We start from the raw sequence: 19437 nt of genomic DNA on the forward strand, positions 1-19437 counted from the left end.
TTGATCTTGATTCTTTGATTGAAAGGAAGGCGTGTCAGGCGCCGATGCCGTGGTCGGCCAGCAGCTTGATCAGCTGCTCTTCGTCCATTACGGCGACGCCAAGTTCCTGAGCCTTGGCCAACTTTGAACCTGCTCCCGGTCCGGCAACGACACAATGGGTCTTGGCAGAGACGGAGCCGGCCACCTTGGCGCCCAGGCTTTCCAGCTTTTCCTTGGCGACGTCGCGGCTCATGGCCTCCAGCGTGCCGGTGAGCACCCAGGTCTGGCCCGCCAGCGGCAGGCCTTCGACGACCTTGCGCTCGCTGCGCCAGTGCATGCCGAACTCCGCCAGCTGCGCCTCGACGGCCTTGGCCCGCTCGACGCGGGCGGCATCGGCGAAGTATTCGCGCACCGACTGCCTGGCCTTCTCGTTCACTCCTTTCAGGGTGCTGAGGTCCAGCCAGTCCTGGCTGAGGGCAACCAGCGCGTCGAGGCTGCCGGTGCGGTCCGCAAGCTTCTCGGCGCCAGTGGCGGCGATGAAGGGAATGTTCAGCTTGTCGATGAAGCCTGCCAGGGTGGCGACGGCAGCGAACTCGGCCGATACCTCGCCCTCGTCCTGCAGCTCGACGCCACGCTCCAGCAGTTGCTGGATCACGCTGCGGTTGTGCTCGTCATCGAAGAAATTGTGGATCTCATAGGCCACTTCACCGCCCACATCAGGCAGGTAGGTCAGCACCTCCGGCAGCGCCTTCTGGATGCGCGCCAGCGAGCCCAGGGAGCGTGCCAGCAGCTTGGCCGTTTCCTCGCCCACGTCCGGGATACCCAGGGCGAAGACGAAGCGTGCCAGCGCCGGCTTGCGGCTGTCGGCTATGGCAGCGAGCAGATTGCGCGTGGAGACTTCGGCGAAGCCTTCCAGCTCGATGACCTGCTCGAAGGTCAGGGTGTAGAGATCGGCCGGCGACTTCACCAGGCCCTTGTCCACCAGTTGCTCGACGATCTTGTCGCCGAGGCCGTCGATATCCATGGCGCGGCGCGAAACGAAGTGGATGATCGCCTGTTTGAGTTGCGCCTGGCAGAACAGTCGTCCGACGCAACGGTAGATGGCCCCCTCGCTGACCGACTCCTTGCCCTTGCTGCGCTTCACCAGCTGAGTACGTTCGACCTGCGAGCCGCATACCGGGCACTGGGTGGGGATTGCGACCGGGCGCGCGTCTGCCGGGCGGCGCTCGGTGACCACCTGCATGACCTGCGGAATCACGTCGCCGGCCCGGCGGATGATCACAGTGTCACCGATCATCAGGCCCAAGCGCGCGACCTCGTCCATGTTGTGCAGCGTGGCATTGGAAACGGTCACACCGGCCACCTGGACCGGCTTGAGGCGCGCCACGGGCGTTACCGCGCCGGTGCGGCCGACCTGGAATTCCACGTCCAGCAGCTCGGTGAGCTCCTCCCGCGCCGGGAACTTGTGGGCGATGGCCCAGCGCGGCTCGCGGGCACGGAAGCCCAGCTCGCGCTGGAAATCGGTGCGGTTGACCTTGAACACCACGCCGTCGATTTCGTAGGCGAGACTGTCGCGGCGCGTCCCGATGTCTTCGTAATAGGCGCGGCAACCCTCCACACCCTTGGCCAGCTTCAGCTCGCGGCTGATCGGGATACCCCAGCCCTTCAAGGCCTCAAGGATCTCCACCTGGGTGCCTGGCAGCGTGCCGCCCTCGACCCGGCCAAAGCCGTAGCAGCAGAATTCCAGCGGGCGGCTGGCGGTGATCTTCGAATCCAGCTGGCGCAGGCTACCGGCGGCAGCATTGCGCGGGTTGGCGAAGGTCTTGCCGCCCGCTTCCATCTGCCGCTCGTTGAGCGCCTCGAAGCCGGCCTTGGACATGAACACTTCACCACGTACTTCCAGAATCGCCGGCCAGCCCTCGCCCTTCAGGCGCAGCGGCACGTTGCGGATGGTGCGCACGTTGACGCTGATGTCTTCGCCGGTGGTGCCATCGCCACGGGTGGCGCCGCGGGTCAGCACGCCATTTTCGTACAGCAGGCTGACCGCCAGGCCATCGAGCTTGGGCTCACAGCTGTATTCCACCTCGGCTCCGCCGCCGAACAAATCGGAAGAAGGCAGCTGATCGGCCAGGCCCTCGCGCACACGGCGATCGAAATCGTTGAGATCCTGCTCCTCGAAGGCGTTGCCCAGGCTCAGCATCGGCACTTCGTGGCGTACTTCGCCGAAAGCCGAAGCGGCCGCGCCGCCGACGCGCTGGGTTGGCGACTCGGGAGTGATCAGTTCGGGATGCTCAGCTTCCAGCGCCTTCAGTTCGCGGAACAGGCGGTCGTACTCGACGTCCGGCACGCTAGGCTCGTCGAGCACGTAATAGCGGTAGTTATGGTCGTCGAGTTCGCTGCGCAGCTGGGCGATGCGTTCGGCAGCGGTCTGGGAATCGGTCATGCGGGAATCTCGGCGGCTTTTTCTGCTTGAGGTAGAAATGCGAAGCCCCAAGGGTCGCTTGGGGCTTCTGTGCAGCGTGCTGAAAGCTTAGCGCTTCTGGGTCAGGGCGCGTCGTTCGAAATCGATGATGCGCTGACGGTAGTGCTCGATAGTCTGCGCAGTCATCACGCTGCGCTGCTCGTCCTTCAGCTCGCCATTGAGCTCCTGGGCCAGCTTGCGGGCGGCGGCGATCATCACGTCGAACGCCTGCTTGGGATGGCGCGGACCCGGCAGGCCGAGGAAGAAGCTCACCGCACGGGTGCTGAACTGGTCGATGTTGTCCAGATCGAAGGTGCCCGGCTTGACCGCGTTGGCCATGGAGAACAGCACTTCACCGTTGCCAGCCATGCTCTCGTGGCGATGGAAGATGTCCATCTCGCCGTAGCGCAGGCCGCTTTCCAGGATGTTCTGCAGCAGCGCAGGCCCCTTGAAGCCACCCTCGTCACGGCTGATGACGTTGATGATCAGCACTTCGTCGATCGGAGCCTGGGCCGCCGAAGAGGCGGCAGCCGGGGCAGCAGGAGCGCTACGCTCCTTGTCCTTCCTGCGCTCTTTCTTCGGCTTTTCCTGGGGCGCTTCGTCCAGCGGGTTCGGGAAATCTTCCTCGTCCAGCGGGCCGAGCAGGTTCGGTGCCGGGTCGTCCAGGTTCAGGTCGCCCTGGCGCGGTTCGCCACGGCGCTTGCCGCGCGACTCCTTGGCGCTGACCTTGGGCAGGTCTTCCTCGTCCAGTTCCGGCTCGCGGTGTTCGACCACCCGGGAAGGCCCGAGCAGTTCAGGAGTGCTTTCATCCCCGTCATCGGGCTGGTTGGCAAACTGGCGATCCAGTTTGAACCGCAACTTGCCCTTGCCACCCCGCATGCGACGCCAGCCGTCGAACAGAATGCCGGCGATCACGATAAGCCCAATGACGATCAGCCATTCGCGCAGACCGATATCCATCTAATCCCGTAGCCCCTGAACAAAAAATGATGATGAAGAAAAGGACATCCTATCCCTTGAAAACGTGGAGCCAACTTCATGTTCTGACTGATGTTTTCCACGCGATACAAAAGTGGGCATTAAGCTAACACGCTCTCACATAACTTTACACTGTCTATGGCGACACTCCGCCGCGCACTTTGCAACTTTTCATAGCGCTTCCCACCTTCGCTTTGAGAATGCGACCTATCCCAATCAAATCAATACCTTAGACACACAACACGGCACCTTGCCAGCATGCTGCAAGTTCTGCCGCGCGATCAGGCTTCGGCCAATGCCACCGCCTCTTCCACATCCACCGCCACCAGCCTCGAACAACCCGGTTCGTGCATGGTCACGCCCATCAACTGGTCGGCCATCTCCATGGCGATCTTGTTGTGGGTGATATAGATGAACTGCACTTTCTCCGACATCTCTTTCACCAGTCGCGCATAACGGCCGACGTTGGCATCGTCCAATGGCGCGTCGACCTCGTCGAGCATGCAGAACGGTGCCGGGTTCAGCTGGAAGATCGCAAATACCAGCGCCAGGGCGGTCAGGGCCTTCTCGCCACCGGACAGAAGATGGATGGTGCTGTTCTTCTTGCCCGGCGGTCTCGCCATGATCGCCACCCCGGTATCGAGTAGATCCTCGCCGGTAAGTTCCAGATAGGCGTGACCGCCGCCGAAAACCTTGGGGAACAATGCCTGAAGGCCAGCATTGATCTGGTCGAAGGTTTCCTTGAAGCGGTTGCGAGTTTCCTTGTCGATCTTGCGGATCACGTTTTCCAGGGTGTCGAGCGCTTCCACCAGGTCGTCGTTCTGGTCGTCGAGGTAGCGTTTTCGCTCGGATTGCTGCTGGTATTCCTCGATGGCCGCGAGGTTGATCGGCCCCAGGCGGCCAATGCGCGTGGCCAGTTCTTCCAGGCGGGTTTCCCAGATCTTCTCGGCGGCATCGTGAGGCAGCGTGCCCAGTACGCCGTGCAGGTCGTAACCGTCCTCATGGAGCTGCTCCTGCAACGACTTGCGCCGCACGCTCAGGGCCTGCCACTCCATGCGCTGCTGTTCCAACTGGCCGCGTAGCAGTTGCGACTGCTGCTCGGCCTGGGTCCGGCGTTTCTCGGCGTCGCGCAACTGGCGGTCGGCATCTTCCAGGGCGAGACGCGCGTGCTTGAGTTCGTCCTCCACTGCCATGCGCCGGTCGAGCAGCTCTTCCAGCCGCATGCGTAATTCTTCCAGCGGCGCGGCGCCTTCCTCCAGGTTGAGGTTGAGCTGCTCGCAGCGCTCGACCAGGCGCACCGCCTGGCTGTCCAGGCGCTCCAGCGCCTGGCGGGTGGATTCGTGCTGGGCACGCAGGGAACCGACGCGCACAGCCAACTGATGGGCTTGGTCCTTGTGCTGGCGGGACTCCTGGCGGATGCGGTCGAGTTTTTCGCGCATGCCGTCGCGCTCGGCGAGCAGCGACTCGCGGCGCTCGGTATCCACCGCCATGGCGTCCAGTGCTTCCTGCAGGCTCAGGCGGGCTTCGCCCAGCTGCTCCTGCTCGATGGCGTGCTGTTCGGCCAGCTCGGCCAGTTCTTCGTCAAGACGGCGCCGGCGCAACGTCAACTGCTCAACCTTGGCCTGCTGCGCGGACAGTTGCGCCTTCAATTCGCCCTGGCGGCGACCTTCGTCCTGCAGGCGGCGGCGCACCTGGTCACGACCTTCCTCTGCCTGGCGCTGCTCGTCACGCAAGCGCACCAGCTGCTCGTCGATCTCGGCGAGGCGCTGTTCCAGCGTCTCCCGCTCGACATAGAGGCGCTCAAGCTCCTGCCCACGCGCCAGCACGCCACCATCGGCGGATTCGCCGCGGCGCACGCGCAGGAAGTTGCGGCCGACCCAGTAGCCGTCGCGGCTGACCAGGCTCTCGCCGTCGCCCAGCGATGCGCGTTGGGCCAGCGCCTGGTCCAGGGTTTCAACCGGGCGCACGCGGCCCAGCCAGTAGCTCAGGTCGACGTTCGTCTCGACCTTGTCCAGCAGGCTGCCGGGACGGGAAACGGCGCCAGCGGCCAGATCGAGCAGGCGCAGCTCGCCCTTCTCCAGCGCGTCGAACGGCAGCCCCTTCACATCATCCAGTAGCACGCCATGCAGGTCGGCGCCGAGTACGGTTTCCACCGCCATCTCCCAGCCCGGCTGCACGCGCAGCCCTTCGGCGAGGCGCGGGCGTTGTTCCAGGCCCTGTTGGCGCAGCCACTGCGCAGTGCCGTCGCCCGGATCGAGCGCGGCCTGTTGCAAGGCTTCCAGCGAGGCGATCCGGCCATTCAGGCGTTGCAGCTCGCCCTGCGCCTGGTGCTGCGCGGCAGTGCTTTCCTGCAGGGACTGGCGCACGCGCTCCAGGCGCTCGGCCAGTTCCTGCTCTTCGATCTGCGACTCTTCCAGCAGCAACTCGATGGCGGCAACCTGCTCGCCCAAATCGAGGATCGCAGCGTCTTCCGGGTCAGCCGCCAGTTGTGTGCGTTCGTCGTTCAATCGGCGCTGCCGCTCGGCCTGGCGCTCCAGGCTCTGCTCCAGGTGCTGGATGCGCGACTGCTGCACTTCGGCTTCGCGGCGCGGCTCGGCGCTCTGCTGGTTGAAGGCATCCCAGCGCTGCTGCCAGTCGTGCATGCGCTGCTCGGCCTCTTCCAGGCCAACGGTGGCCTCTTCGGCGGCGGCCGCGCTGATTTCCTGCTCCGGGGCCAGGCGCTCCAGCTCTTCGGCCAGGGTGGCCAGCAGCGTGCGGTCGTGGCCCAGGTGGGATTCGGTTTCCTGGCGGGTTTTCTCCGCCTCGCGCAGGTCGTCCTGCAACTGGCGCAGGCGCTGCTGGCCGTGCTGGATGCTCTGCTCGACGCGGGCGATGTCGCCGCCGACGGAATAGAAGCGGCCCTGCACCTGATTGAAGGTTTCCGACAGCTCGTGGTGGCCGTCGCGCAGGCGCTCAATGCTCGCGTCCGCGCTGCGCTGCTCGGCCACCAGCGCCTCGAAGGCCACTTCCTGGTCGCCGATCACCTTTTCCTTCTGCCCGACCTGCTCGTTCAGGTCGCGCCAGCGCAGGGCGCCGAGCTGGGCCTTGAGGGTACGTTCCTCGGCCTTGAACTCCTGGTACTTCTCTGCCGACTGGGCCTGGCGGTGCAGACGTTCGAGCTGGCGTTCCAGCTCTTCGCGCAGGTCGGTCAGGCGCGCGAGGTTTTCCTGGGTGCGGCGGATGCGGTTCTCGGTCTCGCGGCGGCGCTCCTTGTACTTGGAGATGCCGGCGGCTTCCTCGATGAAGTTGCGCAGGTCCTCGGGCTTGGCTTCGATCAGCTTGGAGATCATGCCCTGCTCGATGATCGAGTAGCTGCGCGGCCCGAGGCCGGTGCCGAGGAAGATGTCGGTGATGTCCCGGCGCCGGCACTTGGTGCCGTTGAGGAAGTAGGTGTTCTGGCCGTCACGGGTCACGCGGCGGCGAATGGAAATCTCGGCGTAGCTGGCGTATTCGCCCAGCAGGGTCTGGTCGGAGTTGTCGAAGATCAGCTCGATGGACGCCTGGGTCACCGGCTTGCGGGTGTTGGAGCCATTGAAGATGACGTCGGTCATCGATTCGCCGCGGAGATTCTTCGCCGAACTCTCACCCATCACCCAGCGAACGGCGTCGATGATGTTGGACTTGCCGCAGCCGTTGGGACCAACCACCGCCGCCATGTTGCTCGGAAAATTGACCGTCGTCGGATCGACGAAGGACTTGAAGCCCGCCAGCTTGATGCACTTGAGCCGCATGCGCCCTCCCCCCTTGTTCTTCTAGTAGCGAGCTTATCGTTCAGCCAGAGCGGCCAGGACCAGTTGGCTGTTGTGCCGACCGTAGTCGAGCAGCACCGCGCGGATGCCGGCTTCGTCGCGCCCGACCACCGCGCGCAGCAGGTCTTCGAAGCTGCCGATGAACTGACTCATCTCGCCTTTGCGGCGTTCCAGGGCCAGATGATAAGTGCGGCTGATGGCCGGCAGGAGATTTTCCACGGTTTCCTGCAGGTAGGGGTTGCCAGCGAACGGGAAAGCGGCGCGCATGATGTCGAAGCTGGACTCGACGAAGGCATTGATGTCGCCGCGTTCGAGGTTCTCCAGCAGGCGTTGCTGGATCGCCATGAAGGGCGCCAGGTCAGCCTCCTCGCGCCAGGTCCGGGCCACGCTGCTGGCGAGCATGATGTACAACTCGATGACCAGCGAATACAGGCTTTCGACGTGCGCCGGGGACAGTTCGGACACCTGTGCGCCGCGCCGCGGCAGGATTACCACCAGGTGACGGCGCTCGAGGATCAGCAGCGCCTCGCGCACCGAGCCGCGGCTGACATTGAGGGTCTGGGTGACCTTCTGTTCCTGGATGCGCTCGCGCTCCTTGAGTTCGCCCCGGATGATGCGTTCGGCAAGGTGATGCGCGATCTGCTCAGCCAGGCTGTCCGGGGCCTTGAACGTCATGGTTGTCCTTAAGAATCGGGGCGCTTTCGAGGGGATGGTGCGGAGGCGAAGTGTAACACAGGGTGTTACCGCGCCATCTCCCGTGCCGGGTGGACGACAGAACAAAGGTTGGTGCGTCCAGTGGCAGGAACAGGCGCAGGATTGTCCGACAATCCTACACAAGAGACGTATCGGGAGTCGTCCATGTTCGCTTTTTTCCTTTCCCCTGCCTGGATGTTGCGTCTCAAGAAAGCCGGCTACTGGATCTGGCTGGTGCCGGTCTTCGGTATTCCGGTGAGCTACTGGTGGTCCTACGGCAGCAACTATCCCAATGCCTGGGCCTGGCTGGTGATCACCGTGGTGTTCGGGGTGATCCCGCTGCTGGACTTCGTGGTCGGCCGCGACCCGGCCAACCCGGATGAGATCGAGGAAGTCCCGCCCATGGAGCGCGAGGGCTATTACCGCTTCCTCAGCCTGCTGACGGTGCCGCTGCTGCTGGGCATGCTGGTGTACGGCGGCTGGGTGCTGGCCACTTATGACGCCTGGAACTGGGTCGGGCAACTGGGCTGGATTCTCTCGGTGGGCACGGTGATGGGCGCCATCGGCATCACCGTCTCCCACGAACTGATCCACAAGGACCCGGAGCTGGAACAGAACGCCGGCGGCCTGCTGTTGGCGGCGGTGTGCTACGCGGGCTTCAAGGTCGAGCATGTGCGCGGGCACCATGTGCACGTCTCGACACCGGAGGACGCCTCGTCCTCGCGCTACGGCCAGAGCCTCTACGCCTTCCTGCCCCACGCCTACAAGCACAACTTCCTGAATGCCTGGAAGCTCGAGAAGGAGCGCCTCAAGCGCAAGGGCCTGCCGGCGCTGCACTGGCGCAACGAGCTGATCTGGTGGTACGTCATCAGCGCGCTGTTCCTGGTCGGTTTCACGGTCGCCTTCGGCTGGATCGGCGCGGTCTACTTCATTGGCCAATCGGTGATGGCCTTCACCCTGCTGGAGATCGTCAACTACGTCGAGCACTACGGGCTGCACCGGCGCCGCCTCGAAACCGGGCGCTACGAGCGGACCACGCACGAGCATTCCTGGAACAGCAACTTCCTGCTGACCAACCTGTTCCTCTTCCACCTGCAGCGCCACTCCGACCACCACGCCAACGCCAAGCGCCGTTACCAGGTGCTGCGGCACTTCGACGAAAGCCCGCAACTGCCCAATGGCTATGCCGGGATGATCGTCCTGGCGCTCTTCCCGCCGCTCTGGCGCGCGGTGATGGACCGCCGGGTGCGCGCCTATTACGCCGGTGAGGAATACCAGCTGAGCGCTACCCAGCAAGCCTGATCGACGAGTTCCACGCCTTGGCGGCAAGCCCTACCCCGGCTTGCCGCCTTTTTTCTTTCTGCCGCCCTGCATCGGGCCGCTCCTCGTAGGATGGCGTGGAGCGCAGCGATACCCATAATTACCGTGCGAAGACAGCATGGGTATCGCTTAGGCTCCACCCATCCTACCGGCCTGACACGGTGCAGACCGGTCATTGCGGCGGTTCGCGAGCAAGCTCGCTCCTACGAAAAGCGGCTCCCCCATCACCATTCATCATCCCGGAAAAACTTTCTGACTATTCGGACAGAAATTTTATTGACTCAAAAGTCAGCTTTCCATAAATTCGCCATCCAGTGCCCTACCAAAAACAAGAATCAGCCTGGAGGCAAGCCTTGATCAGGTTCCTGCTCAATCGCGAGCTGCGCGTCGAAGACCGCCTCGATCCCAATCTCACCGTGCTCAACTACCTGCGCCAGACCCTGGGCAAGACCGGCACCAAGGAGGGTTGCGCCTCCGGTGACTGCGGCGCCTGCACCGTGGTGGTCGGCGAGCTGGTCGGTGAAGAAGGTGCCGAGCGCATCCGCTACCGCACCCTCAACTCCTGTCTCACCTTCGTTTCCTCGCTGCACGGCAAGCAGCTGATCAGCGTCGACGACCTCAAGCACCGCGGCGAACTGCACGGCGTACAGCAGGCCATGGTCGACTGCCACGGCTCGCAGTGCGGCTTCTGCACCCCCGGTTTCGTCATGTCGCTGTTCGCGCTGCAGAAGAACACCGCCGGCGAAACCGCCGACGAGCGCAAGGCCGAAGCCCATGAAGCACTGGCCGGCAACCTGTGTCGCTGCACCGGCTACCGCCCGATCCTTGATGCCGCCGAGCAGTCCTGCTGCCAGAAGCAGCCCGACCAGTTCGACGTCGCCCAGCCGGAAATCATCGCCCAGCTCAAAGCCATCGCGCCCAACGAAACCGCCGAGCTCAACAGCGGCGACAAGCGCTGCCTGCTGCCGCTGACCATCGCCGACCTGGCCGACATCTACACCGCCAACCCGCAAGCACGCCTGCTGGCCGGCGGCACCGACCTGGCCCTGGAAGTCACCCAGTTCCACCGCGAACTGCCGGTGATGATCTACGTCGGCCATGTCGAGGAAATGAAGCGCGTCGAAGTCTTCGACGACCGCATCGAGATCGGCGCGGCGACTCCGCTGACCGACTGCTATGAAGCGCTCTCCCGCGACTACCCGGACTTCGGCGAGTTGCTGCACCGCTTCGCCTCGCTGCAGATCCGCAACCAGGGCACCCTGGGCGGCAACATCGGCAACGCATCCCCCATCGGCGACTCGCCGCCGCTGCTGATCGCCCTCGGCGCGCGCCTGGTGCTGCGCAAGGGCGCCGAACGCCGCGAACTGCCGATCGACGAATACTTCATCGACTACAAGGTCACCGCGCGCCAGGAAGGCGAGTTCATCGAGCAGGTGATTATCCCCCGTCCGCAGGCCAGCCAGGCGTTCCGCGCCTACAAGGTCTCCAAGCGCCTGGACGACGATATTTCCGCCGTGTGCGCCGCCTTCAGCGTCACCGTCGAGAACTGCAAGATCACCGCGGTGCGCACCGGTTTCGGCGGCATGGCGGCGATTCCGAAGCGCGCCAAGGCCTGCGAGGCCGCGCTGCTCGGCCAGACCTTCAACAGCGCCACCTTCGAACGCGCCGCCCAGGCCCTGAGCGAGGACTTCGCGCCGCTCACCGACTTCCGTGCGAGCAAGGAATACCGCCTGCTCACCGCGCAGAACCTGCTGCGCAAGTGCTTCCTGGAACTGGAAGCCCCTCAGGCCGTGACCCGGGTGACCCACTATGCATAAGCCCCAGAAGAGCCAGGAAGAACTCACTGCGCTGTTCCGCGCCGACCTGACCACCGGCGTCGGCCGCAGCGTCAAGCACGAGAGCGCGCCCAAACACGTCAGCGGCGAAGCGCAATACATCGACGACCGCCTGGAATTCCCCAACCAGCTGCACGTCTACGCCCGCATGAGCGACCGCGCCCATGCGCGCATCACCAGGCTGGACGTCAGCCCCTGCTACCAGTTCCCCGGCGTCGCCATCGCCATCACCAAGGATGACGTGCCCGGCCAGCTGGACATCGGCCCGGTGGTCGCCGGCGACCCGCTGCTGGCGGACGGCAAGGTCGAGTACGTCGGCCAGATGGTCATCGCCGTCGCCGCCGACAGCCTGGAAACCGCGCGCAAGGCAGCCATGGCCGCGATCATCGAGTACGAGGACCTGGAACCAGTGCTCGACGTGGTCGAGGCGCTGCGCAAGAAGCACTTCGTGCTGGACAGCCACCAGCACAAGATCGGCGATTCCGAGGCCAAGCTGGCCACCGCGCCGAACCGCATCCAGGGCACCCTGCACATCGGCGGCCAGGAGCACTTCTACCTGGAGACGCAGATTTCCTCGGTGATGCCCACCGAAGACGGCGGCGTGATCGTCTACACCTCCACGCAGAACCCCACCGAAGTGCAGAAGCTGGTAGCCGAAGTGCTGGGCATCTCCTTCAACAAGGTGGTCATCGACATGCGCCGCATGGGCGGCGGCTTCGGTGGCAAGGAAACCCAGGCCGCTGCACCGGCCTGCCTGTGCGCCGTGATCGCGCGCCTCACCGGCCGCCCGACGAAGATGCGCCTGCCGCGCGTCGAAGACATGCAGATGACCGGCAAGCGCCACCCCTTCTACGTCGAATACGACGTGGGCTTCGAGGATGACGGCCTGCTGCACGGCATCAACATCGAGCTGGCCGGCAACTGCGGCTACTCGCCGGACCTCTCCGGCTCCATCGTCGACCGCGCGATGTTCCACTCGGACAATGCCTACTTCCTCGGCAACGCCACGGTGAACGGTCACCGCTGCAAGACCAATACCGCGTCGAACACCGCCTACCGCGGCTTCGGCGGTCCGCAGGGCATGGTCGCCATCGAGGAGATCATGGACGCCGTCGCGCGCCATCTGGGCAAGGACCCGTTGGAAGTGCGCAAGCGCAACTACTACGGCAAGGACGAGCGCAACGTCACCCACTACTACCAGCAGGTCGAACACAACCTGCTGGAGGAAATGACCGAGGAACTGGAAGCCAGCGCCGAGTACGCCAAGCGTCGCGCCGAAATCCGCGCCTTCAACGCCAGCAGCCCGGTGCTGAAGAAAGGCCTGTCGCTGACTCCGGTGAAATTCGGCATCAGCTTCACCGCCACCTTCCTCAACCAGGCCGGTGCGCTGATCCACATCTACACCGATGGCAGCATCCACCTGAACCACGGCGGCACCGAGATGGGCCAGGGCCTGAACACCAAGGTCGCCCAGGTAGTCGCCGAGGTCTTCCAGGTCGACATCGACCGCGTGCAGATCACCGCGACCAACACCGACAAGGTGCCCAACACCTCGCCGACCGCTGCGTCCTCCGGTGCCGACCTGAACGGCAAGGCCGCGCAGAACGCCGCCGAAATCCTCAAGCAGCGCCTGGTGGAGTTCGCCACCAAGCACTGGAAGGTGACCGAGGATGACGTCGAGTTCCGCAATAACCAGGTGCGTGTGCGCGACCTGATTCTGCCCTTCGAGGAACTGGTGCAACAGGCCTACTTCGGCCAGGTATCGCTCTCCTCCACCGGCTTCTACCGCACGCCGAAGATCTACTACGATCGCAGCCAGGCGCGCGGCCGGCCGTTCTACTACTTCGCCTATGGCGTGTCCTGCTCGGAAGTGATCGTCGACACCCTCACCGGTGAGTACAAGATGCTGCGCAGCGACATCCTCCACGACGTCGGCGCCTCGCTGAACCCGGCCATCGACATCGGCCAGGTGGAAGGCGGCTTCGTTCAGGGCATGGGCTGGCTGACCATGGAAGAACTGGTCTGGAACGCCAAGGGCAAGCTGATGACCAACGGCCCGGCGAGCTACAAGATCCCGGCCATCGCCGACATGCCCATCGACCTGCGGGTGAAGTTGGTGGAAAACCGCAAGAACCCGGAACAGACGGTGTTCCACTCCAAGGCCGTCGGCGAGCCGCCGTTCATGCTGGGCATCTCGGTGTTCTGCGCGATCAAGGACGCCGTGGCGAGCCTGGCGGACTACCGCGCCCAGCCGCAGATCGACGCCCCGGCCACCCCCGAGCGCGTCCTCTGGGGCGTGGAGCAGATGCGCAAGCTGAAGCTGGCGCAGGCCGAGAAAGCACCGGCTCAGGTCGAGCCGGCGTGATGTGACCATGGGGCACCGCTGGCAGGGAGAGACGTCCCCACTTCCGTCCTCCGCCCTGCCAGCGGCGCCCCACCCTGACTCCAAATTGTAGGAGCGAGCTTGCTCGCGAACCGCCCAGCTACAGAGCTGCCGGGAAACTCGTTCGCGAGCAAGCTCGCTCCTACAGAAAAGCCACCTCCGAGGTTCGATACGATGAACTGGATCAGTGCCCTCGCCGACCTGCAACAGCGCGCCGAAGCCAGCGTGCTGGTGACCATCATCGAAGAACGCGGCTCGACCCCGCGCAACGCCGGCTCGAAGATGGTCGTCAGCGCCGACAAGATCTACGACACCATCGGCGGCGGCCACCTCGAATTCAAGGCCATGGCCATCGCCCGCGAGATGCTGCTGGCCCGTGAGCGCGAGCCGAAGCTGGAGCGCTTCAGCCTCGGCGCCAGCCTCGGCCAGTGCTGCGGCGGCGCCACCGTGCTGCTGTTCGAACCCATGGGCCAGCCCCAGGCGCACATCGCCGTGTTCGGCGCTGGCCATGTTGGCCGCGCACTGGTACCACTGCTTGCCAGCCTGCCGTGCAAGGTGCGCTGGATCGACTCGCGGGAGGCCGAATTCCCCGGCCATATCCCCGAGGGTGTGACCCGAGTGATCAACGAGGATGTGATCGACGAGATCGACGAAATGCCCGCCGGCAGCTACTTCATCGTCATGACCCACAACCACGCCCTGGACCTGGAGTTGACCGCGAAGATCCTCGAGCGCAACGACTTCACCTACTTCGGCCTAATCGGCTCGGACACCAAGCGCGCCAAGTTCGAACACCGCTTGCGCGACCGCGGTTTCGCCGCCGACACCGTGCAGCGCATGCGCTGCCCCATGGGCATCAGCGAAGTGAAGGGCAAGCTGCCGGTTGAGATCGCCGTGTCCATCGCCGGCGAAGTCATCGCCACCTACAACGCCACCTTCGGTCAGGAGACCGGCAAGGGCGAGAACACCGTGGCCAAACTGTTACCCAACAGCCGCCGCGCGCGCACCGCCGAAAGCGGCGCCTGATAAGCAACATGCCTGGCTTCGTGATGGGTATCGCTGCGCTCCACCCATCCTACAAAAAAAGACCCAACGTTCCGTAGGATGGGTGGAGCGAAGCGATACCCATCGAACAGCGTCCAAAGACGCGATATTTTTCGATTTGCGAGAGATTGATGAGCACTCAAGCCAAAGCCTACCGCGCCAGCATCCTGCACAGCGTCGCCGACCCGGCCGAAGTCGGTGTGGAGCAGTCCTACCAGTATTTCGAGGACGGCATCCTGCTGGTGGAAGACGGCAAGGTCGCCCGCCTCGGCCACGCCGCCGAACTACTGCCGCAACTGGGCGGCGTGGAAGTGGTCGAGTACCGCGATGCGCTGATCACCCCCGGCTTCATCGACACCCACATCCACTACCCGCAGACCGGCATGATCGCCTCCTACGGCGAGCAGCTGCTGGACTGGCTGAACACCTACACCTTCCCCACCGAGAAGCAGTTCGCCGACCCGGCCCACGCCGCCGATGTGGCCGGTATCTTCCTCAAGGAACTGCTGCGCGCCGGCACCACCACCGCACTGGTGTTCGGCACCGTGCACCCGCAGTCGGTGGACGCGCTGTTCGGCGCTGCGGAAAAGCTCGACCTGCGCCTGATCGCCGGCAAGGTGATGATGGACCGCAACGCCCCGGACTACCTGACCGATACCGCCGAAAGCAGCTACACCGACAGCAAGGCCCTGATCGAGCGCTGGCACGGCAAGGGCCGCCTGCTCTACGCCGTGACCCCGCGCTTCGCCCCCACCAGCACCCCGGAACAGCTCGACGCCGCCGGCCGACTGCTCAAGGAATTCCCGGGCGTGTACATGCACACGCACCTGTCGGAAAACCTCAAGGAAATCGAGTGGGTCAAGGAGCTGTTCCCGGAGCGCAAGGGCTACCTGGACGTCTACGACCACCACGGCCTGCTCGGCCCGCGCTCGGTGTTCGCCCACGGTGTGCACCTGTGCGACGGCGAGTGTCAGCGCCTGTCGGAAACCGGCTCGGCCGTGGCCTTCTGCCCAACCTCCAACCTGTTCCTCGGCAGCGGCCTGTTCGACCTGGCGAAGCTGGAGAAGTACAAGGTGAAAGTCGGCCTGGGCACCGACGTCGGCGCCGGCACCAGCTTCTCCCAGCTGCAATCGCTGAACGAAGCCTACAAGGTCATGCAACTGCAGGGCATCAAGCTCGACCCGTTCAAGTCGCTGTACCTGGCCACCCTCGGCGGCGCCCGCGCGCTGGAGCTGGAAGACAAGGTCGGCAGCTTCGCCCAGGGCAACGAGGCCGACTTCGTGGTGCTCGACTACAAGGCCACCCCGCTGCTGGACTACCGCCTGCAGCAGGCAAAAACCCTGGAGGAGAAACTCTTCGCACTGGTCATCCTCGGCGACGACCGTACCGTGAAGGAAACCTTCGCGCACGGCCGCAACGTGCATCGCCGCGGTTGACCCCTTACGGCTTCGGCGCCGGGTCCTCGCTCAGGACCAACCCGGCGCCGGGGCCGCTTTTCTTTCTGTTTCGCACGCCCCTCTCCCACAGGGGTGCCGCACTCCCCGGCCAGCGCAGGAGCGGACGCTGTCCACGATTGGCCTGTCGAGCGCTGCGTTGGGCGGGTTCGCGAGCGAGCTCGCTCCTACAGGTTCGTACTGATGCGCTCTTCGTAGGAGCGAGCGCGCTCGCGAACCGCACGGCACAGAGCCAACAGGCAGGCTACTCCCGCACCTCGACCAGCACCGGACACGGCGCCCGCTCGATCACCCGCTGCCCCACCGATGGATCGAGCAAGCGCTCAATGCGCCCCAGGTGTCGATGGCCGATCACAATCAGGTCGCACTCCAGCCGCTCCGCCTCGCGCAGGATCGCGCGCGCCGGATCTCCGGCCACCACCGCTCCCGTCGCCACACACGGCTGCAACTGCACCACGGCGTCATCCACCAGCGCCTGGGCCTCGTGCTGCTCCTGCTCCGCCGGCGGGTACTCCAGCGCATCCTGGCGCGGCATCGCGAAAGCGCGGTCCACGGCGCATACCACATGCACCACCGCATCACTGCACCGCGCCAGCTCGGCGGCGCTGGCAATGATCCGCGGCGACTGCGCCGCGCCGTCGATGGCCAGAAGAATCCGCTTGAACATGCCTTTCTCCTTCATGAAACGAAATCCGCCGCCATTCTTCGGGCCAGGGCGCGCACCGTAAAGGCACGCAAAACGTAATGAACCATTGCGTCAAACGCACGCTTGCCCATCGAGCCCGTCGCAATGGAACATGAATGGCAACGCGCCAATCCTTCGGAGTCACCATGGCCCTGCCCGATCTCAACCTGCTGGTCGCCCTCAACATCCTGCTCGAAGAAGGCAGCGTGGTCGGCGCCGCGCGGCGCATGCACCTCAGCCCGCCGGCGATGAGCCGCACCCTGTCGCGCATCCGCGAGGCGGTGGGCGACCCGATCATGGTTCGTGCCGGGCGCAACCTGGTGCCGACGCCTCGCGCACTGCAGTTGCGCGAGGAAGTCAGCGACCTGGTGGAACACGCCATGCGCCTGTTCAACGCCAAGGAAAACCTGCGCATGGACCAGCTTGAGCGCTGCTTCGTGCTGCGCTCCAACAACGTGCTGGTGGGCGGCTTTGCCTCGCGCATGCTGGCGGTGATGAAGGAAGAAGCGCCTCGCTGCAGCCTGCGCATTGCCCCGGAAGCGGACTTCGATGACGAAGCCCTGCGGCAGAACCGCATCGACCTCTATATCGGCGCCACCTCGACGCTGGAGCCGGAAATCCGCACGCAGACGCTGTTCACCACCAACTTCGTCGGCCTGGCGCGGCGCGACCACCCGATCTTCGACGACGAGATCACCCCGGAGCGCTTCGCTTCCTTCCCGCAGATCAGCGTGTCCCGCCGCGGCCGAGCCATCGGGCCAATCGACGAGGAACTGGCGAACCTCGGTCTGCGCCGCGAGATCCGCCTGACCGCGCCGACCTTCCACTCCTCGATCTTCGCCCTGCTGGAATCCGACCTGGTACTGCCCATCGCCGAGCATTCGCTGTGGCGCCTGGACCGCCTGGGCTTCGCCCTGCGCCAGTTCGACATCCCGCTGCCGCTGAAATCCGTGGTGATCCTCCAGGCCTGGCACCCGCGCTTCGACAACGACCCGGCGCACAGCTGGCTGCGACAGACGGTGAAGCGTGTGTGCATTGAATTGCGCGAGAGCTCCGGCCTGCTGAGCTGATCGTGAGACCAGTGCGTCAAACACACTGATTAGCTGCAATCATTTCAATTTCCACAGCTATCGACCTTCCCTAGACTCGGTCGCAAATACCCGAGTTGATTCCTATGCCTTGTACATCACCGCCTACCGGCGGCGGCATCGGCCACCCCCGTGGCGGCCGGCCATGACCGCGCTCGCCCCGATTTCCGCCGCCAGTCCGCAACCGGCCAAGCCCGCCACGCCAGCTGCTGCCCAGCCGTTCGGCCTGCGCATCGTGGTCGGCATGCTCGGCGTGCTGATCGCCTCCCTCAGCGCCGGGCTCAACGAGAAGGTCACGGACCTCGCCATGACCGACGTGCGCGGCGCACTGTCCATCGGCCATGACGAAGGCACCTGGCTGCTCGCCCTGTATTCGGCGGCGCAGGTCGCCGCCATGGCCTTTGCGCCCTGGTTCTCGGTCACCGTCTCGCTGCGCCGCTTCACTCTCGGCGCCATCGCCGCCTTTGCCCTGCTGGCACTGCTCTGCCCGTTCGCGCCGAACGTCGAGACGCTCTACCTGCTGCGCCTGCTGCAAGGCTTCGCCGGCGGCTGCATGCCGCCGATGCTGATGACCGTGGCGCTGCGCTTCCTGCCGCCGGGCATCAAGCTCTACGGCCTGGGCGCCTATGCGCTGACCGCCACCTTCGCGCCCAACCTGGGCATGCCCCTGGCGGCGCTATGGACCGAATTCGTGGGCTGGCACTGGGTGTTCTGGCAGGTCATTCCGCTCTGCGCCGTGGCGCTCGCTGCCGTCGCCTGGGGCATCCCGCAGGACCCGCTGCGCCTGGAACGCTTGCGTCAGTTCGACTACGTGGGCCTTTCACTTGGCCTGCCAGGCATCCTCATGCTGGTGATCGGCCTGTTACAGGGCGAGCGCCTGGACTGGTTCGAGTCGGACCTGATCACCCTGCTGGTGATCGGCGGCGCCGGGCTGCTGGTGGCGTTCTTCGTCAACGAGTGGACGCACCCGCTGCCGTTCTTCCGCCTGGACATCCTCAAGCGGCGCAACTTCACCCACTCGCTGATCACCCTCGCCGGTGTGCTGGTGGTGCTCGGAGCCTGCTCCGGCGTGCCGGCGTCGTACCTGGCCTCGGCCCACGGTTATCGCCCGCTGCAATCGGCGCCAATGGCGCTGCTGGTGGCGCTGCCGCAACTGATCTCGCTGCCGCTGGTGGCCGCGCTGTGCAATATCCCACGCGTGGATTGCCGCTGGGTGCTGGCCATCGGCATCAGCCTGTGCGGGCTCTCGGCCTTTGGCATGAGCCAGCTGACCAGCGAGTGGACGCGGGAGAACTTCTACGCCCTGCTGGCGCTGCAGATCATCGGCCAGCCGATGGCCATCGTGCCGCTGCTGATGTCCGCCACCAGCGTGGTTGCGCCCATCGAAGGGCCGTTCGCCTCGGCCTGGTTCAACAGCGTGCGCGGCTTCTCCGCAGTGCTGGGCAGCGCCATCGTCTCGTTCCTCATGACCTGGCGCGAGCACTACCACTCCAACCGCCTGGTCGACCACCTGGGCAACGCCTCGCAAGCCCTCGGCCTGCGCCTGGAGCAACTGGGCGGCGCCGAGAGCGTTGGCCGGCTGGCCGGGCAGGTGCGCGGCCAGGCCGGCGTGCTCGCCGCGTCCGACACCCTGCTGGCGATGTCCTGGCTGGCCGCCGCCCTGCTCGTCCTGATTCCCCTGATGCCGCTGCGGGTCTACCCGCCGCGCCCCGTCGTCCCCACTCATTGA

The 19437-nt window shown here is 65.0% G+C and carries 12 protein-coding genes; 7 read left to right on the forward strand and 5 right to left on the reverse strand.

Translation table 11 applies throughout. The features are described from left to right. Positions 1-34: 34 nt before the first annotated feature. The 4 genes from ligA to RS899_RS15250 form a co-directional block, all read right to left on the reverse strand. Positions 35-2422: an NAD-dependent DNA ligase LigA gene (ligA, locus tag RS899_RS15235; protein ID WP_315807451.1), complete on the reverse strand. Its 2388-nt coding sequence runs from the start codon at positions 2420-2422 to the stop codon at positions 35-37. An 87-nt stretch (positions 2423-2509) separates the two neighbouring features. Continuing rightward, entirely contained in the window at positions 2510-3400 is an 891-nt protein-coding gene (gene zipA / locus RS899_RS15240) for a cell division protein ZipA (protein WP_024763911.1), read from the reverse strand. Positions 3401-3699: 299 nt separating this feature from the next. Beyond that, positions 3700-7188, reverse strand: a complete 3489-nt coding sequence (gene smc / locus RS899_RS15245; protein WP_315807452.1) for a chromosome segregation protein SMC — start codon at positions 7186-7188, stop codon at positions 3700-3702. A gap of 33 nt (positions 7189-7221) precedes the next feature. Next, positions 7222-7881, reverse strand: coding sequence for a GntR family transcriptional regulator (locus RS899_RS15250; RefSeq protein ID WP_054910401.1), 660 nt, complete (start codon positions 7879-7881; stop codon positions 7222-7224). Positions 7882-8064: 183 nt separating this feature from the next. Between RS899_RS15250 and RS899_RS15255 the strand changes: the two genes are divergently transcribed. The 5 genes from RS899_RS15255 (at position 8065) to guaD (ending at position 15917) form a co-directional block, all read left to right on the forward strand. Beyond that, positions 8065-9201, forward strand: coding sequence for an alkane 1-monooxygenase (locus RS899_RS15255; protein ID WP_037008772.1), 1137 nt, complete (start codon positions 8065-8067; stop codon positions 9199-9201). Positions 9202-9572: 371 nt separating this feature from the next. Continuing rightward, positions 9573-11036 (forward strand): xanthine dehydrogenase small subunit, encoded by a 1464-nt coding sequence (gene xdhA / locus RS899_RS15260; RefSeq protein WP_054910399.1) that lies wholly within the window; start codon positions 9573-9575, stop codon positions 11034-11036. After that, positions 11029-13419, forward strand: a complete 2391-nt coding sequence (gene xdhB, locus RS899_RS15265) for a xanthine dehydrogenase molybdopterin binding subunit (RefSeq protein ID WP_315807453.1) — start codon at positions 11029-11031, stop codon at positions 13417-13419. The genes xdhA and xdhB overlap by 8 nt, the downstream gene beginning before the upstream one ends. Positions 13420-13611: 192 nt before the next feature. Beyond that, on the forward strand, positions 13612-14463 hold the full coding sequence (xdhC, locus tag RS899_RS15270) for a xanthine dehydrogenase accessory protein XdhC (protein ID WP_233297899.1): 852 nt from the start codon (positions 13612-13614) through the stop codon (positions 14461-14463). 149 nt (positions 14464-14612) lie between these two features. Beyond that, positions 14613-15917 carry a guanine deaminase gene (gene guaD / locus RS899_RS15275; protein WP_315807454.1) on the forward strand — a complete coding sequence of 435 codons (1305 nt, stop codon included), beginning with the start codon at positions 14613-14615 and terminating at the stop codon, positions 15915-15917. Positions 15918-16179: 262 nt separating this feature from the next. On the opposite strand, the gene RS899_RS15280 is transcribed toward guaD, so the two are convergent. Next, positions 16180-16602 carry a universal stress protein gene (locus RS899_RS15280; RefSeq protein WP_024763904.1) on the reverse strand — a complete coding sequence of 141 codons (423 nt, stop codon included), beginning with the start codon at positions 16600-16602 and terminating at the stop codon, positions 16180-16182. A gap of 164 nt (positions 16603-16766) precedes the next feature. On the opposite strand from RS899_RS15280, the gene RS899_RS15285 reads away from it, so the two are divergent. Both RS899_RS15285 and RS899_RS15290 read left to right on the forward strand, forming a co-directional pair. After that, positions 16767-17690, forward strand: coding sequence for a LysR substrate-binding domain-containing protein (locus RS899_RS15285; protein WP_037017040.1), 924 nt, complete (start codon positions 16767-16769; stop codon positions 17688-17690). 163 nt (positions 17691-17853) lie between these two features. After that, complete coding sequence (locus tag RS899_RS15290; RefSeq protein ID WP_315807455.1) at positions 17854-19437, forward strand: MFS transporter; 1584 nt, start codon at positions 17854-17856, stop codon at positions 19435-19437.

It is taken from the genome of Pseudomonas sp. C9-3, assembly GCF_032392015.1.
Classification (GTDB): domain Bacteria; phylum Pseudomonadota; class Gammaproteobacteria; order Pseudomonadales; family Pseudomonadaceae; genus Pseudomonas; species Pseudomonas nitroreducens.

What these genes read in the sequence shown, in the direction of transcription:
- ligA (WP_315807451.1), bottom strand. Translation starts at nt 2,422, where the DNA reads ATGACCGATTCCCAGACCGCTGCCGAACGCATCGCCCAGCTGCGCAGC.
- zipA (WP_024763911.1), bottom strand. Translation starts at nt 3,400, where the DNA reads ATGGATATCGGTCTGCGCGAATGGCTGATCGTCATTGGGCTTATCGTG.
- smc (WP_315807452.1), bottom strand. Translation starts at nt 7,188, where the DNA reads ATGCGGCTCAAGTGCATCAAGCTGGCGGGCTTCAAGTCCTTCGTCGAT.
- RS899_RS15250 (WP_054910401.1), bottom strand. Translation starts at nt 7,881, where the DNA reads ATGACGTTCAAGGCCCCGGACAGCCTGGCTGAGCAGATCGCGCATCAC.
- RS899_RS15255 (WP_037008772.1), top strand. Translation starts at nt 8,065, where the DNA reads ATGTTCGCTTTTTTCCTTTCCCCTGCCTGGATGTTGCGTCTCAAGAAA.
- xdhB (WP_315807453.1), top strand. Translation starts at nt 11,029, where the DNA reads ATGCATAAGCCCCAGAAGAGCCAGGAAGAACTCACTGCGCTGTTCCGC.
- xdhC (WP_233297899.1), top strand. Translation starts at nt 13,612, where the DNA reads ATGAACTGGATCAGTGCCCTCGCCGACCTGCAACAGCGCGCCGAAGCC.
- guaD (WP_315807454.1), top strand. Translation starts at nt 14,613, where the DNA reads ATGAGCACTCAAGCCAAAGCCTACCGCGCCAGCATCCTGCACAGCGTC.
- RS899_RS15280 (WP_024763904.1), bottom strand. Translation starts at nt 16,602, where the DNA reads ATGTTCAAGCGGATTCTTCTGGCCATCGACGGCGCGGCGCAGTCGCCG.
- RS899_RS15285 (WP_037017040.1), top strand. Translation starts at nt 16,767, where the DNA reads ATGGCCCTGCCCGATCTCAACCTGCTGGTCGCCCTCAACATCCTGCTC.
- RS899_RS15290 (WP_315807455.1), top strand. Translation starts at nt 17,854, where the DNA reads ATGACCGCGCTCGCCCCGATTTCCGCCGCCAGTCCGCAACCGGCCAAG.